Genomic DNA, 16,506 nt, shown 5'->3' with positions numbered 1-16,506 from the left:
GCCGCTCGGCTATCCGAGGGTGCCGGCAACTGCCCGGGTGCTTCCCAACGCTTCAACTCGGCCTGCAACAATCGCAATGCGTCACCGCAGGGCCAGTCGGCGCCGCATGAGTCGGGCACGCCCGTTACGGTCGTCTCGGGCGGCACTGCCGGTCGAAGCTTCGCCGGCACGCGAGGCAACGCGGTCCGCACGGGTAGCGTGCGCGCGGCCTCCCGTTCGCGGACAGGCGTGCCTGCCATGCCGGACGACCGGGCCGGCGTCGGCCGCGACGCCGGCACTGCGCGTGCATCCGTCCGGTGCGTCGGATCGAGCGACACGCCGGATGGGTTGGCGGCCGGTGCAGCGGGTGGCGTAGAAATCAACGCTGGTGCCGGGGCCGGGGCCGGGGCCGGGGCCGGGGCCGGGGCTGGGGCTGGGGCTGGGGCTGGGGCTGGGGCTGGGGCTGGGGCCGGGGCTGGGGCTGGGGCTGGAGCTGGGGCCGCTGCCGGTGCCGGTGCCGGTGCCGGTGCCGGTGCCGATGCCGGTGCCGGTGCCGATGCCGGTGCCGGTGCCGGTGCCGGTGCCGATGCCGGTGCCGGTGCCGGTGCCGATGCCGGTGCCGATGCCGGTGCCGGTGCCGATGCCGATGCCGATGCCGGTACCAATGCCGAGATCGATGCCGAAGCCGCCTCGGCGGCCGCCGCAACGATCGATCCGGATGCCGCGTTCGCTACGGGCAAGGTTCCTCGCGCCACGTAGCCGAATCCCGCCGAGCGGTCCGCCAGCATCCCGCCGAGCAGCGCCGTCAACGCCGCGCCGAGCAAGGCGCCGCCAATCGCAGCCGACATGACGCGGCCACGGCCGCGCGGCGACGGTGGGCGACTCCACGCAAGATTGTCATGCCCGAAATCGGCAGCGCCTGTGGCTGCGGCAACAGCCACACCGCGGCGCGACCGTGTCGCCGGCAGATAGACGCCCCCCGGCGACAGATGCGCAAAGCGATCCGTGACGCCGCGCCGGACGCCATAAGGCGCGGGCAGATAGGAAGCCGCCCTCGGCGGCGGCAATGCAAACCAGTTCTCGATCGATCCACGATTCATGATGTTCCTCATCGCCCGGCGGCGGCCGGACGCGGCGCAATGCGTCATCCTTCACGCAGCCATTGCACGAGCATGCCGGCCGATGCGTAACCGCGCAGCGTCGCGGCATAGCCGTCGAATCGGTACGCCACCTCGTTGACGCGGTTGTTGTAGTCGTCGCTTTCGGCGATCAGCACGTCCAACAGCGAGCGGCGCCCGAGGTGGTACCACTGATCGAAAAATGCGCTGCGCACGCGCGCCGACTCCACCGACAGGTCGCGATACTGCTCCGCGCGCTCACCGAATGCATGCGCATCTTCCTCGGCGCTGCGCACCTGGTACTCCAGATCCAGGCGCATCTGCTCGACCTGGCGCCAGCTTGCCGACGCGCGATACGTCGCCGCGTCCGTCGCCGCGGTTGCGGCGCCGCCCGTGAACGCGTTCCACGTCAGCGTGAGCATCGTCTGCCAGGGCATCCGGCGCCCGATCGAGTCGCGTCCGGTATTCGTGCTGACGACCCAGTTCAGTTGCGGCTTCGACGCCGCCCGCACCGCATCGCGGTTCAGTTCGGCCGCGCTGGCTTCGGCCCGTGCCTGCCGCAGTCGCGGATTCTCGTCGAGCGCGGACATCAGACGGTCGAGATTGCCCGGATGCAGCGGCCAGCTCGACTCCGCCGGAATCGGCACCGGCCGCTCCCCCACCAGCTTGCGAAGATTCAGTTCGACCGTTCGGCATTTCGCCAATGCCGCGTCGCGACTCGCTTCGGCCTGCAGCAAGCGGGCCTTCGCCTGCGTCAGCTCGCTGCCGCGGCCGCGGTCGACGGCGACGATTTCGTCGAGCATCCGCACGAGGCGCGCCATCCGGTCGACGAAGCGCTGACTCAGCGCGGCGATGTTGCGCTGTTTCGCGAGCTCGACGAGCGTAGCCGCGACCTGGTAGGCTGAATCCTCCATCTGCGCGACATAGCGTTCCTGACCGGCACTCGCCAGATCCTGCCGGCTGCCGATCGTTTTCTCGGTGCGTCCCCAGTCGAACAGCGTCGTCGTCAGATTGACGCTCAGCGCGTTGCCGGGATCGTATGCGCTGCCCGCATTCGAACCGAACTGCGCGCTACGCGTCTGGCCGTTCAACTGCAATTGCGGCCAGCGCGCACCCTTCGCCTGATCGACGTCCGACTGCGCGGCCTGGTACTCCGCGTACAAGCGCCGCACCTGCGGACTGACGTCGACCGCCGCTTCAGCCGCGGCATACAGCATTTGCCGCAACTCGCGCTCCGTCATCGCGGTTCCGGGCACCGTGCCCGCGGCGACAACGTCCTGCATCGGGACGGATGCGTCGACGCGCTCGTCAACCTTGTCCGCACCGGACGCACCGGACGCACCTAGTGCCTCGGACGCCCCCGAGGCGTGACGTGCATCGCTCGTCAACGACAACGGCGCCGCCGCCGCGATGGACGGCGACACGAAGTCGGCGGCACGCGCAGCTCCGGCCGGCGGCCACATCGACAATGCAAGCAGCACCGCCGCCATGGATCCCCGGAGCAGCGCGCCACGTTCGCGCACGCCGACGCGTGCACGGGCAACTCGAAATCCGCTCATGATCACCGCTCCCTGAAGGCCTCGCGGGCCTTGAAGATCGGCTTGAGCAGGTAATCGAGCACCGTCTTCTCGCCGGTGCGGATATCGACCGTCGCCTGCATGCCCGGCAAGACGGGCAGACGCTTGCCGGCCGCGACCAGCGCGTCCGCATCCGTCTCGACCATGAGCCGGTAGTAGTTCGCGTCGGGACGCCCCATCGCCGCCTTCTGATCGTCCTTCAACGTGTCCGGACCGAGGCTGACGACACGCCCGGGCAGCCCGCCGTAGATCGCGAAGTCGTACGCGCTCAGTTTCACGAGCACCGGCAATCCCGGCCGCAGGAACGCGACGTCGGACGGCTTGACCCGCGCTTCGACCAGCACGTGGCCGTCGAGCGGCGCGATCTCCATGATGTGTTCGCCCGACTGCACGACGCCGCCCGCCGTGCGGATGCGAATGTTCTTCACCACACCGCGCATCGGCGCAACGACGTCGGTGCGCGCCAGCACATCCGCACGGCCGGCCAGCACCTCGCTGGTTTGCGCGAGCTCCTGCTCGAGCCGCGACAACTCGGTGCTGGCATCCGCGGTGAACCGGCTCCGCCGTTCCGCAATCTGTGCCTCGATGTCCGTCGCCTGACGCCGCATGCGCAGAATCTCGACCTCGGAGACCAGCCCCTTCGATGCGAGCGGCTCCGCCATCGCGATCTCGCGGCGGACCAGCGCCTGACTCTGCCTCAACGCCGCCACCTGACCGTCGAGCGCCTGGCGGCGCGCCCGGTAAGTCGCGGTTGCCTGCGCGACCAGGCCGGGTTCGCGCTTCACGTCCTCAGTAAAGGCCAGCGGCGCCCCGTAGGCCTCGGCGCGCGCACGCGCCACGTTCGCTTTCAGCTCCAGCGCCTTGGTCGACACTTCGCGATAGCTTGCCTGCGCACGCGCCGGATCGATCTTCGCGAGCAATTGCCCCTTCTCGACCACCTCGCCTTCCTGCACCGCGACGCTCTGGACGATGCCGCCCTCGAGGCTCTGGATCCATTGCTCGCGACTCGGCGACACCACCGTCGCGTCGCTGCGCGTGACCTCCTCGACGCGCGCGAAGTGCGCCCATACGAGCCCCGCGACCAGCACGACGGCAACCACGTAGAGCGTCGACTGCGCGCCGGCAGACGAGCGCACCAGCAGCGCCTCGCGGATGTCGCTCATGTACGCGACGTCGCCCGCCCGCAGGCGCGGCATCGGCTTGCGGCCGAGTATCGATCGAATGCACCGCATCATGATGCCTCCTCTGCCACGGCCGCCGACGTCGGGGCCGCGGCTTGATCCGCGGCCGCCACCCCCGCGCTCCGCTCGACCACGCGGACTTTAGACACCCCGCCGCGCTGCGGCTCGGGCTGCTCGGGCTGCCCCGACAGCGCCGCCAGCACGCGCGCCTTCTCTCCGTCCATCACGACCTTGCCCTGATCGACGATCACGATCCGGTCGACCAGCGTCAACAGCGACGTGCGGTGCGTCACCACGACCAGCGTCTGGCCCGCACTCGCCTGCTTCAGATCCTCGATGAAAAGCGATTCCGTCTGCGTGTCCATCGCGCTCGTCGGCTCGTCGAGCAGCAGCGTGCTCGGACGCGCGATCAGGCTGCGCGCCAGCGCGACGAGTTGGCGCTGGCCGCCCGACAGATCGCGGCCGTTCTCGCCGACCTGCAGGTTCACGCCCATCGGATGCCGGGCGACCAGCGCATCGAGCCCCGTCAGCTTCAGCACGCGCAGCAGCTCGGCGGCCGGCACGTCAGGACGACCGATCGTGATGTTCTCGCGCAGCGAACCGTAAAACAGCCGGCTGTCCTGGCCGACATAGCCGAACGCACGGCGCCAGTCGGCCGGCGCGATCTGCGCGGCATCGAGCCCGTCGGCAAGCAGCTTGCCCTCGGTCGGTTGATAAAGCCGCGCAATCAAGCGCAGCAGCGTCGATTTCCCGCTGCCGACCCGCCCGAGGATCGCGACGCGCTCGCCCGGCCGAATCTCCACCGACACCTTGTCGAGCGCGGGCGCGTTTTCCTGCTGCCCGGCCGACGGATACACGAACGACACGCCGTCGAGCTTCACATGGCCGCTGAGCGGCGGCTGCGCCAGATAATCCTGACCCGGTTCATGCTCGACCGGCATCGCCATCAGTTCGTTAAGCGAATGCATGGCCGTCTTCGCTTGCTGAAAGCGCAGCGCGAGCCCCATCACCTGGCTGAGCGGCGCCGTCACGCGGCCGGCCAGCATCACCGAGCCGATCAGCGCGCCCTGGGTCAGCTTGCCTTCGCCGATCAGGTACACGCCGGCTATCACGATCACCACGGTCTGCATCTGCTGCAGGAACGACACGCAACTGGTTGCCATGCTGGACAGCTGGCGCGACTGCATCGACGAGGCCGCCGTCTTCGCGCTGAACGCGTCCCAGCGGTGGCGCATCGCGCCTTCGCCGCCGACCGCCTTCAGCGTCTCGAGCCCGTCGATCGACTCGATCAGCACGCCTTGCTTGAGCGACGCCTCGCGCAGGTTTTCGCGCATTGCGCGGGCGAGCGGCCACTGCACGATCGCGCCGAGGCCGACGATCAGCGGAATCATCAACAGCGGAATCCAGCCGAGCGGGCCGCCGACCGCAAACACCACGGCGACGAACAGGAACACGAACGGCAGATCGGAGATCGCCGACAGCGTCGCCGACGTCGCGAAGTCCCGCACCGACTCGAACTCGCGCAGCCGGTGCGCGAACGAGCCCGCCGACGCCGGCCGGCGCTCCATCCGGATCGCCAGCGCCTGCCGGAACAGCAGGCTGCCGAGCACCAGATCGGCCTTCTTGCCGGCGGTGTCGAGCACGTGGGCGCGCACGTGCCGCGACACCGCCTCCATCAGCATCGCAAGCGCCACCCCGATCGCGAGCGACCAGAGCGTCACGTACGCCTGGTTCGGGACGACGCGATCGTAGACGTTCATCGTGAAGAACACGCTGGCGAGGCCCAGCACGTTGATGAGGAAAGCGCCCAGCGCCGCGCTCGCGTAGTAGCTGCGATAGCGCCACAGCGTGCGCAGCAGCCAGTGGCCGGCCGGTTCGGTCGGCAGGTCGTCCGGCCGCGCGTCGACCTTCGCCGCGGGCTTCACGAGCAGCGCGTGACCGGAGTAGGTCTCGCTCAGCTCCGCTTCCGTGCATTCGACCGGCGCTTCGCCGAACTCGGGCAACACGACGCGAAAAAGGATCTGCGGTTCGCGCTCAGGCGCCTCGTCGATACGCCAGCCGAGCAGCACGCATGCGCTGCCGTTGCCGCGCAACAGCACGACCGGAAGCACATGCTCGGGCAACTGCGCGAGCGGACGCGCTACCAGCTTCGCCGCGAAGCCGGCATGCGTCAGCGCCTCGATCGCGAGCGACGGCGTCAGCGCGCCGTACTTGGCGAGACCGGCAGTGAGGACTGCATGACTTCTACCGAAGCCGTAGTGCGTGCAAAGCCATGCGACTGAATCGAGCAGGCTGTCGTGTGTAAGTGTGTCCGGCAGATTCGGCGCGTTACCGCCACCGGTATCGGGGGGTTGGGTATTCATATCGAAATCGTCATCTGGCCACTGGAATTCACGGAACCCTGGCGCGCACCAAGAGGCGGCTGTTTCGTGTGAGCGACAAAGGTGGGCGCATACATCGATGCGGCGGAGTCTCCCGTCGCGTGATCGGACGGGACGGCTATCGCAGGGCGCCAATGGAGCCGCGACAGGAACGCAACAACTTTACGAAATGTGCCTGTGCGCCAAAATGGGACGAGTACCAAAAGGAATCCCGAACCATTGGGACAATTTCGAATGAGGGGTTTTTAAACACGCAGAAATGCGTAGCCCGCAACGCGTTGCGGGCTACGCATGAAGAAACAACGGAAAAAACTGACCGCTGGCGTCCGCGCAGCGGGAACGACGCGAGCCGGAACCGCGTCGTGACCTGACGCGATTTCGGCCCGCGCCTGCGGGTCAGAGCAGTTGGGTCGACACGGACGATTGCACGAGCAGTTCGACGTGCAGCGCCGCGTTCTCGTACACGCGGTAATTCTGGCCGTCGACGTTGATCAGGCCCTGATCCGTCCATTGACCGCGTCCGAGGTTAAGCCCGCTCATGCCCGACAACTCGACCCGATCGCCGGCGTTGCCGTTCACCATCAATTGCGTGTGGCCATCGTTTCGGAACACGTTCTCATGGCCGAGTTCCAGCACGTCATGCATCGACAGCTTCAGCGTGTTGTTACCCGTACCGGTGATGTCGATGACCTCGATCGACGAGATCTTGTCATGGCCACCGACGTTCAGCAGTTTCGAGATATCGAGCGTTTGACCGACACCCGTGAGTTTCAGCGTATCGATGCCCGCGCCACCATGCAGACCGGCATGCTGGTTCATGAAGTACGACACATTGTCGAGCTGGAATTCCGTACCGTGAGCCGAACCGAAATACTCGCCATCCACGTTCGCCAGCACGTGCTGCACGTCGGCCGGCGGGACGAGTTCCGTGATCGTTTCCCAGGTCGATGTGGCGAAGCTTCCACCCGAAAAACCGATATTATCGATCCAGATCGCGTTCCAGCCACTCAATGAGCCATTGCCCGAAAAATATCCGATGCCGAAAGACGAGAACTGCAAGTCGTCCGGCAGGATGGCGTGATACGTATGAATCTCGCCGTTCGGCGTCACCCCGTTGATCGTCAGCTCCTGTCGATGAATCAGTTTTCCGGCGTCGTCATAGAAGTACGCCGTCATTTGCTCGCGGCTTGGTAGGACGCTGATGCCGAGATCAATCGTCAACGCATGCGCATGCGCCCCATTGTTGAGGAAAAACTTCGGCATCGTGGAAAGATTGACCAGCAACCCCGTGTCCCCGATTTCCGGCACGATCTGCTTGACGCCCAGACCGAAACCGCCGCCGCCGCCAGTACGAATACCCTGCTCGACACCCTGACCGTTGACCAACACGGGCTTGCCGAGCACTGCCGTAAACAAGCCGAAGTCGATCGGCATGCTGCCGTTCAAGTCCTGCGGCTTTTGATCGTTGAAGTCGACATTCACCGTGTGCGACAACGTCGAAAAATCCCCCCCCGACAAACCGACATTGTCGATCCAGAGCGCGTTCACGCCATTCAATGCGCCGCTGCCCGAAAAATATCCGATGCCGAAAGACGAGAACTGCAAGTTGTCCGGCAGGACGACCTGATACGTATGAATCTCGCCGGCCGGCGTCACCGAGTTGATCGTCAGATCCTCTCGATAAATCAGCTTTCCGGCGTCGTCATAGAAATACGCCGTCATATGCTCGTAGCTCTGTGTGACGCTGATGCCGAGATCAATCGTCAATGCACGCGCGTGCGCCCCGTTTTTGAGGTAAAACTTCGGCATCGCGGTGAGATTGACCAGCAACCCCGTCTCCCCGCTTTCCGGCACGACCTGCTTGCTCCCCAAACCGAAACCGCCGCCGCCGCCAACGCGAATACCTTGCTCGACACCACGACCGTTGACCAACACGGGTTTGCCGAGCACCGCCGTAAACAAGCCGAAGTCGATCGGCATGCTGCCATTGATGTCCTGCGGTTTGTGATCGTTGAAATCCACAATACGATATTCGATGCCCGCATCGCTACCCGTTCCCGGGTTCGCTTTCTCGACAAATCGTGTCGTCAGATAATCCGAGATGTTCCCACTGCGATCGACCAACGCGACACCGTAGCTCGTGTGTTCGTCCATCGTCGCCGCGATGCTCGCCGGAATCGTCACCTTGGCGCGCCCCGCCGCGACATCCGCCGCGGTCAGGTTGTACGAGATTCGCTGATCGCCGATCATCACGTTGATCGCGTCCCCGACCACCATGCCCTTGCCTGCGAACGAGACGTCGATCACGTTGCCGGCGCGAACCGCCGTCAACACCGGATCCGGTGACGTAGTGTCCAGTTCGACGTCGTACGCCATCATCTCGCCCGAGACACCATCGCGATTGACCACGCGCGTCTGGATCGTCCAGTTGTCCCCGTGCTCGTTCAGGTCGGTCATCATCCACGTGCCGTCCGAGTTCATCAGCGCGTCCAGCCACGTCCGCCCGCCATCCGTCGACACCTGCACTTTCTCGCCCGCCGCCAGCGCCCCCACCAGGTGGCCTGTCAGCAAGCGGCCGCCCTTGCCGTCGTTCGTCAGACGGTCGTCATTGAAATTCCCGCTGTCGTGCCCCATCTCGTCGAGCACGGCCTTCGCCACCGGCACCTGCGGCGCCACCGGCCCCACCGTCACGTCGAAGCCGTCCGAGCGCGCGCTCGTATTGCCCGCCGGGTCCGTCGCCGTCACCGTCAGTGCATGCGTACCGTTCGACAGAGGCGACGTCAGCGGGAAGGACCACGTTCCGTCGATATTCGTCTTCGTCGTCCCCAGCAGCGTCGTGCCGTCGTAGACCGCGACCGTCGAATACGCTTCCGCCTGCCCCGACAACGTCGGCTGCGCACCCTCCGTCGCCGCTTCGATCTTCGGCTGCGACGGCGGCGTCACGTCCACCTGAATGCCGTAGGACGTCGACGGAATGCTCATGCCGACTTCATTGCTCGCCCGCGCCGTCAGCCGATACTCGCCGTCGTGCAGCGGTTGCGTGAGCGCGAAGCTCCATGTCCCGTTTGCGCCGACCACCACGGTTCCGACCTCGATGCCGTCCACCAGCAGGCGGATCGTCGCGCCAGGGTCGCCACGACCGCTCACCGTCGGCCGCGGGTCGTTGGTCAGTCCGCCGTTTTCGATCACGCCGGTGTGCGGCGGTACGTTGTCGGTCACGGTGTCGATCGTCGGACGCGACGGTCGCGTCGTTGCTTTCTGCTCTGCCATTTTTACTTTCCCATTTCAGTCCAAGATGTCCCGGAGCCATCCGGACAATTCAATCTTCGCTCCGCGGCAACCGTCACCGGTGACCGCGGAGCCGTCAATCACGTTCGTTATGCCGTCTCGAGTTCGATTTCGACTCGCCGGTTCTGTGCGCGCCCTTCCGCCGTCGCATTGCTGGCGACGGGCTCAGTCGCGCCCTTGCCGACGACCGTGAAGTGTTCCGCCCGCAGTCCGCCCGTGCGCAGATACGTGGCCACCGCACGCGCGCGCGCTTCGGACAGCCGAACGTTATGGGCGTGCGCCCCCTGCGAATCGGTGTAGCCCGTGACCGTCACACGGCGAAAGCGGGCATCGCGATTCACGTCCAGAAAGCGATTGAGCTCCTGGCGGGCGCTCGGTGTCAGCGCCGCGCTGTCGAACGCGAAGTTCGCGCTGCCTTGCAGCAGCACCTGACGCTGCGCGATGGGCTCGACAACCGGCTGCGGCTGGACGACCGGTTGCGGTTGCACGGCGGCAGGGGGCGCGACGCTCGCCTGGGGCGGCACGCCGCACATGAACGTCAATTCGCGCGGATCGCCCATCGCGGCGCCGCGACGAACACGATCGACGGCCTGCAGCGGCGTAACCGGCTTGCCGGCACAGACCTTCTGCGCAGCCGCTTCACACGAGCGCGTGCTGGATACCAGCCCCTCGCAGGTCACGCGAAAGACCGGACCCGGCTGGTCGGTCGCCTTGATCGCCCGAACGGTATACGTCGGACCGGATTGCGTCGTGCATGCGCTCAGCAGGACGACGAATGCGCCGAGCAGGCCCCGACGGACAAAGTGTTGTGATTTCATCATGATGGTTCGGTCCGCTCGAGGCGGACACCTGGAAATTGATCGGTGGAAATGAAGTCGTGCGCGCGTGGCGCGATGCGGGGCGGGCGGCAAGTGCCCGCCCCGCATCGCATCGGGTGATGACGCGGGCCGAACGGCCCGCGTTACCGCCTTACCACTGATACGACGCGCCTACGCCGAAGGTATTGCCACCGCTGCTGAGACCGACGCCGGCACGCATCTTCAGGTTTTCCGTGATGCGCGCTTCACCGCCCATCGCGACCGCCTGATAGCCCTTGTACGATCCACCGCCGATACCGAACGACAAGGTCTTGCCCGGATCGACACCCGGAATCATCGTCAACGCCGTGGCCGCTGCGATACCCGAATAGGCATTGCGCGACATGTCGTTGATCTGACCTTGCATCCCGCCGAGCGCGCGATCGAGCTGCCCCTTGTTGACGGCATCCGTCTTGTTGATGCCGTCCGCGACGTTGACGAGCCGGCGCTCCTGGCCGTCCGAGCCGAACGACACGGTGTTGGCTTCGGTCGCCTTCGAACCGTTACCCAGTGCAACCGAGTTGGTTGCGCCGGACGACACGGTCGCACCGTGACCCAACGCCGTACCATCGTCGGCCGACACCTTCGAACCGGCACCGATTGCCGTGCCGTTGTTCTTGGCATCGGCGATCTGCGAGCCGGAGCCGACAGCGATGTTGCCGTTGCCGGTGCCCGGTTTCGCGACGACGACTTCGGCGCTGTTCGAGCCGCTGCCGCCCGTGCCGCTGATCAGGTCGTTGCCGTTCGGCCCCGGATTGCCGCCGCCAGGCGGGGGGGTTACCAGGTTCACCCGATCGTCGAGGTCGTTGACGCGCCCTTCCAGCTTTGAGTACTGGCCGTAGTTCACGGCGTCGAACTCGCTCTTGCCTTCCGCGACGTTCGTCAGCACCACCGGATTCTTCGACAAGCCGTTGCCAAGCGTCACCTGGCCCCAATTCACGGTGCCGTCGCCGTTCTTGTCGTACGAGACCGCGCCGGCCAATCTCGGAATGTCACCGAGATTGTTCTGGATCTGCGTGACCCGGTTGTCGATGTTGGCCAATGCGTCGCCTGCATTGTGGAAGCTGTCGCCACCCACTTTGTAGGTCGGTGCAACGACCTTGCCGCTTTCCTCGTCGACCTTCGCACCACCGCCCAACGCGTCGGTCACGCCACTCAACTGGCTGACGTTCACCGCATCCGTCGCAGCCTTACCGGCCGCCACGTTGTGAAGGGCGACCGGAGCCACCGAGCCGGCGCCGCCGAGCGTCACCGAACCGTAGTTCGGCGTGCCGTCCGTGTTCTTGTCGTACACGACCGCCGATTGCAGCTTGCCGTCTTCACCAACCAGGCCGGCCGAGCGCAGTTGCCGCACGTTGACCGCATCGGTCTCGTCGACACCGTCCGCGACGTTCTTCAGCATGACGGGCGCCACACCTGCGCCGCCGAGCGTCACGGAGGCATGCGTTGCGTCGTCGTACTGAACCGCATTCGCGACACCCTTCTGCAGCGTCTCGATCTGCGTCGTGTGCGTCGACACACGCTCGTCGATGTGGTTGAACGCGTCGCCGACATTGTCGTACGTGTCCTTCACGCCATCCGCCGCAGTCAGTTCATACGTCGGCGCCGAGATATCGCCGGTCGTCGGGTCGAACTTGGCACCGCCGCCGAGGCTGTCCGCGATGCTGGACAAGGCGAAATTCAGCTGGCCGCCGTTGACTGCCTCGGCGCTGCCGAGCTCAAGCGAGCCGTCCGCGACGTTACGAATCACCGTGCCCTTCGCACCCGCCAACGTCACCGCTGCCTTGGTTGCGTCGTCATAGACGACCGCGTTCGGGTTCGTACCGTTGCCGGTGCCGCCCTCACGCTGCTCCAGCGCCGTGATGGCGTCGCCGACCGACGCGTAATCCTTGCCGTCGATCTTATAGACCGGCGCGGTAACCTTGCCGTCCGCGTCGATGCCCGAACCACCGCCGATGATCTCGGTCACGCCCTTCAGCTGCGACACGTTGACTGCGTCCGTCGATACCTTGCCGGCAGCGACGTTATGCAGTGCGACCGGAACATTGGCGTTCACGCCACCGAACGTCACCGAAGCGAAGTTCGTGGTGCCGTCGGCACGCGTGTCGTAGGTCACGGCCGCAAGCGCCTTGCCGTCCTTGTCGATCAAGCCCGACGACTTCAGCTGCGATACGTTCACCGCGTCCATGTCGGCCTTGCCGGCCGCCACGTTCGACAGAATCGTGCCGCCCTGGCCGGCCAGCGTCGCCTTGTCCTTGCTCACGCTGTCGTAAGCCAACGCCAGCGGGTTCATGCCGCCTTCGACGTCGCGGATTGCGTCCGTCAGTTGATCGACGTTCACCGCGTCCGTGCCGGCCTTGCCCTTCGCCACGTTCGACAGCGTCACCGGATCCACCGACTTCCCGCCGCCCAGCGACACCGAGCCGTAGTTCGTCGTGCCGTCCAGGTTGCGGTCGTACGTCACCGCGGCAATCGACTTTCCGTCGTCACCGATCAAGCCCGACGACTTCAGCTGCGACACGTTCACCGCGTCCGTGTCGGCGTTGCCCGCCGCCACGTTCGACAGAATCGTGCCGCCATCGCCTGCCAGCGTTGCCGACTTGAAGTTCGGCGTGCCGTCCGGGTTCTTGTCGTAGGTCATCGCCGCCACCGCGTTGCCGTCCTTGTCGATCAGGCCCGACGACTTCAGCTGCGATACGTTCACCGCGTCCTTGTCAGCCTTGCCATCCGCCACGTTCGACAGCGTCGTACCATTCTGGCCGGCCAGCGTCACCGAGTCCTTCTGCGCGCCGTCATAGGCCACCGCATTCGGATCTGTGCCGTTGCTGCCATCACCGCCGCTCTTCGCCGCAGCCTGCAGCGCGTCGTTGACGTTGTGGTACTCCTTGCCGTCGATCGTGTACGTCGGCGCGGTCACGTCACCGTTCGCGTCGAAGCCCGTACCGCCGCCGACCACGTCCGCGAGACCCTTGAGCTGCGCGAGGTTCACCGCGTCGGTGTTCTGCGTGCCCTTCGCGACGTGGATGATCTGCCGCTCGGCGCCTGCCGAGCCGATCGACAGCGCATTCGCACGCTCCGCGAGCGAGCCGGCGCCCAGCGCGATGCTGTTCGACTGAAGGGCCTGCGCGTTCGCCCCGAGGGCGATGGCGTCGGCGACGTTCTGTTGCACGTTCGCGTTCGTACCGATGGCGATGCTGTTTACGGTGCCTGACTTCGTCATCGCCTTGTCGCCGATCGCGATCGAGCTCTGGCCCACGGCTGTCACGCCGTTGTTGCCGACCGCCACCGCGTTTTCGGCGTTGGCCTTCGCTCGAGAGCCGATTGCCAACGCGCCTGCACCATTCGTCGTGACCATGCTACCCATCGCCACCGAATACGGATGCTCGACGCCGGTCTGGGCAATACTGCCGATCGCCACCGAGTGGTCCGAGTTGGCGACCGCCTGCAGACCAACCGAAATCGCATTGATCCCGCTGGCGCCACTCCCTACGCCGATGGCGGCAGCCGTGCCCATCTTCGGATCGCGGCCATTCATCGAGGCAATGTTCGACATGCTGCCGTCCGCACCCAACCCTTCGATCGCGACAAAGCTGCCCGGCTTCGATTCGACGTCACGCACCATCCGCGTCATCTTCGCGTCGAGCTTCGAATTGGCGGAGTGCATCGCATCAGCCAACTGCTTCATGTTGACAGCATCCGTGTCGTCGACACCACCGGCGACGTGAACGATACGACGCTCTTCACCGGCGTTACCCACCGCAACGGTGTTGTCGTCGTCGGCGACCGAATTGAAGCCGATCGCCACCGAGTTGACGCCGTTCGCGCGCGAGCCCGACCCCAATGCCATCGCTTGCGGCCTAGTTGCCCAAGCGTTCGCACCGATCGCGACACTTTCTGGACCTCTCGCAATTGCCTCGCGACCGTCCGAGTTGACCTTGATGTACTTGAGCTTGATTGCGCCGTTGACGAGCGAGTCTTCCAGATCGTTCAACTGGTCGACGTTCACTGCGTCCGTTCCAGCCATACCCTTCGCTACGTTCGACAGCGTCACCGGACCCACCGACTTTCCGCCGCCCAGCGTCACCGAGCCATAGTTCGGCGTGCCGTCCAGATTCTTGTCGTACGTCACCGCGGCAATCGACTTACCGTCCCCGTCAATCAGGCCCGACGACTTCAGTTGCGATACGTTCACCGCATCCAGGTCGGCCTTGCCTGCCGCAACGTTCGACAGGATCGTGCCCGTCGTGCCGGCCAGCGTCACCTTGTCCTTCGACTTGCTGTCGTACACCACCGCCAGCGATTCGCCCGTCGTCTTGTCGATGACGCCGCCATCCGTCAGCGCGTCCTTCAGGCCGCCCAGACTCTCGTTCGTCGCGAACAGCTGCGAGCCGTTCACCGCGTCCGTGCTCGTCGCCGACAGTGCGCCGGCCTTCACGTTCGTCAGCGTCGTGCCGCCTTCGCCCGCCAGCTTCACCGACTTGTAGTTCGTCGTGCCGTCCGGGTTCTTCTCGTACGTCACCGCGGCGACCGACTTGCCGTCTTCGCCGATCAGGCCTGAAGACTTCAGTTGCGATACGTTCACCGCGTCCTTGTCATCCTTGCCATCCGCCACGTTCGACAGAATCGTGCCACCTGCGCCTGCCAGCTTCACCGACTTGTAGTTCGGCGTGCCGTCCGGGTTCTTCTCGTACGTCACCGCGGCAATCGACTTGCCGTCTTCGCCGATCAGGCCCGACGACTTCAGTTGCGACACGTTCACCGCGTCCGTGTCGACCGTACCGGCCTTCACGTTCGACAGTTTCGTGCCACCTTCGCCTGCCAGCGTCGCCGACTTGTAGTTCGCCGTGCCGTCCGGGTTCTTGTCGTAAGTGATTGCTGCGAGCGACTTGCCGTCCTCGCCGATCAGGCCCGACGACTTCAGCTGCGATACGTTCACCGCGTCCTTGTCGGCCTTGCCTGCCGCCACATTCGACAGCGTCGTGCCACCTTCGCCCGCCAGCGTCGCCGACTTGTAGTTCGGCGTGCCGTCCGCCTTCTTGTCGTACGTCACCGCGGCGACCGACTTGCCGTCGTCGCCGATCAGACCCGACGACTTCAGTTGCGACACGTTCACTGCGTCCTCATCGGCCTTGCCCGCCTTCACGTTCGACAGCGTCGTACCGCCTTCGCCCGCCAGCTTCACCGACTTGTAGTTCGGCGTACCGTCCGCGTTCTTCTCGTACGTCACCGCGGCCAGCGCCTTGCCGTCGTCACCGATCAGGCCCGTCGACTTCAACTGCGACACATTCACCGCGTCCTTGTCGGCCTTGCCATCCGCCACGTTCGACAGAATCGTGCCGCCTTCACCCGCCAGCGTTGCCGACTTGTAGTTCGGCGTGCCGTCTGCCTTCTTGTCGTACGTCACTGCGGCGACCGACTTGCCGTCGTCGCCAATCAGGCCCGACGACTTCAGTTGCGACACGTTCACCGCGTCGGCATCGGCCGTACCGGCCTTCACGTTCGACAGCTTCGTGCCGCCTTCGCCCGCCAGCGTCGCCGACTTGTAGTTCGGCGTACCGTCCGCGTTCTTGTCGTACGTCACCGCGGCCAGCGTCTTGCCGTCTTCGCCGATCAGACCCGACGACTTCAACTGCGACACGTTCACTGCGTCCATGTCGGCCGTACCGGCCTTCACGTTCGACAGCTTCGTGCCACCTTCGCCCGCCAGCGTCGCCGACTTGTAGTTCGGCGTGCCGTCCGGGTTCTTGTCGTACGTCACCGCGGCCAGCGTCTTGCCGTCTTCGCCGATCAGACCCGACGACTTCAGCTGCGACACGTTCACCGCGTCGGCATCGGCCGTACCGGCCTTCACGTTCGACAGCTTCGTGCCACCTTCGCCCGCCAGCGTCGCCGACTTGTAGTTCGGCGTGCCGTCTGCGTTCTTGTCGTAAGTGATTGCAGCGAGCGTCTTGCCGTCCTCGCCGATCAGGCCCGACGACTTCAGTTGCGACACGTTCACTGCGTCCATGTCGGCCGTACCGGCCTTCACGTTCGACAGCGTCGTACCGCCGGTGCCGGCCAGCGTCACCTTGTCCTTCGATGCGCTGTCGTAGGCCACCGACAACGGATTCAGACCGCCTTCCACA

General features: G+C 65.5%; 7 protein-coding genes. All 7 read right to left on the bottom strand.

Features of this window, described 5'->3' with window-relative positions; translation table 11 throughout:
• Positions 1–81 precede the first annotated feature (81 nt).
• A complete protein-coding gene (locus U5771_RS22680) occupies positions 82–867 on the bottom strand; it encodes a hypothetical protein (protein WP_322026028.1) in 786 nt (261 codons plus the stop codon).
• 256 nt (positions 868–1,123) lie between these two features.
• A complete protein-coding gene (locus tag U5771_RS22675) occupies positions 1,124–2,656 on the bottom strand; it encodes a TolC family protein (RefSeq protein WP_322026027.1) in 1,533 nt (510 codons plus the stop codon).
• Between the two features lie 2 nt (positions 2,657–2,658).
• Positions 2,659–3,909, bottom strand: coding sequence for an HlyD family type I secretion periplasmic adaptor subunit (locus tag U5771_RS22670; protein ID WP_322026026.1), 1,251 nt, complete (start codon positions 3,907–3,909; stop codon positions 2,659–2,661).
• On the bottom strand, positions 3,906–6,218 hold the full coding sequence (locus tag U5771_RS22665; RefSeq protein WP_322026025.1) for a type I secretion system permease/ATPase: 2,313 nt from the start codon (positions 6,216–6,218) through the stop codon (positions 3,906–3,908). The genes U5771_RS22670 and U5771_RS22665 overlap by 4 nt, the downstream gene beginning before the upstream one ends.
• Positions 6,219–6,632: 414 nt before the next feature.
• Positions 6,633–9,506, bottom strand: coding sequence for an Ig-like domain-containing protein (locus U5771_RS22660; RefSeq protein WP_322026024.1), 2,874 nt, complete (start codon positions 9,504–9,506; stop codon positions 6,633–6,635).
• 107 nt (positions 9,507–9,613) lie between these two features.
• Positions 9,614–10,345: an OmpA family protein gene (locus tag U5771_RS22655; protein WP_322026090.1), complete on the bottom strand. Its 732-nt coding sequence runs from the start codon at positions 10,343–10,345 to the stop codon at positions 9,614–9,616.
• A gap of 148 nt (positions 10,346–10,493) precedes the next feature.
• Positions 10,494–16,478, bottom strand: a complete 5,985-nt coding sequence (locus tag U5771_RS22650) for a YadA-like family protein (RefSeq protein WP_322026023.1) — start codon at positions 16,476–16,478, stop codon at positions 10,494–10,496.
• Positions 16,479–16,506 lie beyond the last annotated feature (28 nt).

It is taken from the genome of Burkholderia sp. BCC1977 (assembly GCF_905339595.1).
In the GTDB taxonomy this organism is placed as follows: domain Bacteria; phylum Pseudomonadota; class Gammaproteobacteria; order Burkholderiales; family Burkholderiaceae; genus Burkholderia.
The sequence above is the reverse complement of the archived record's forward strand: the minus strand, read 5'-3'. Positions and strand labels throughout refer to the sequence as shown.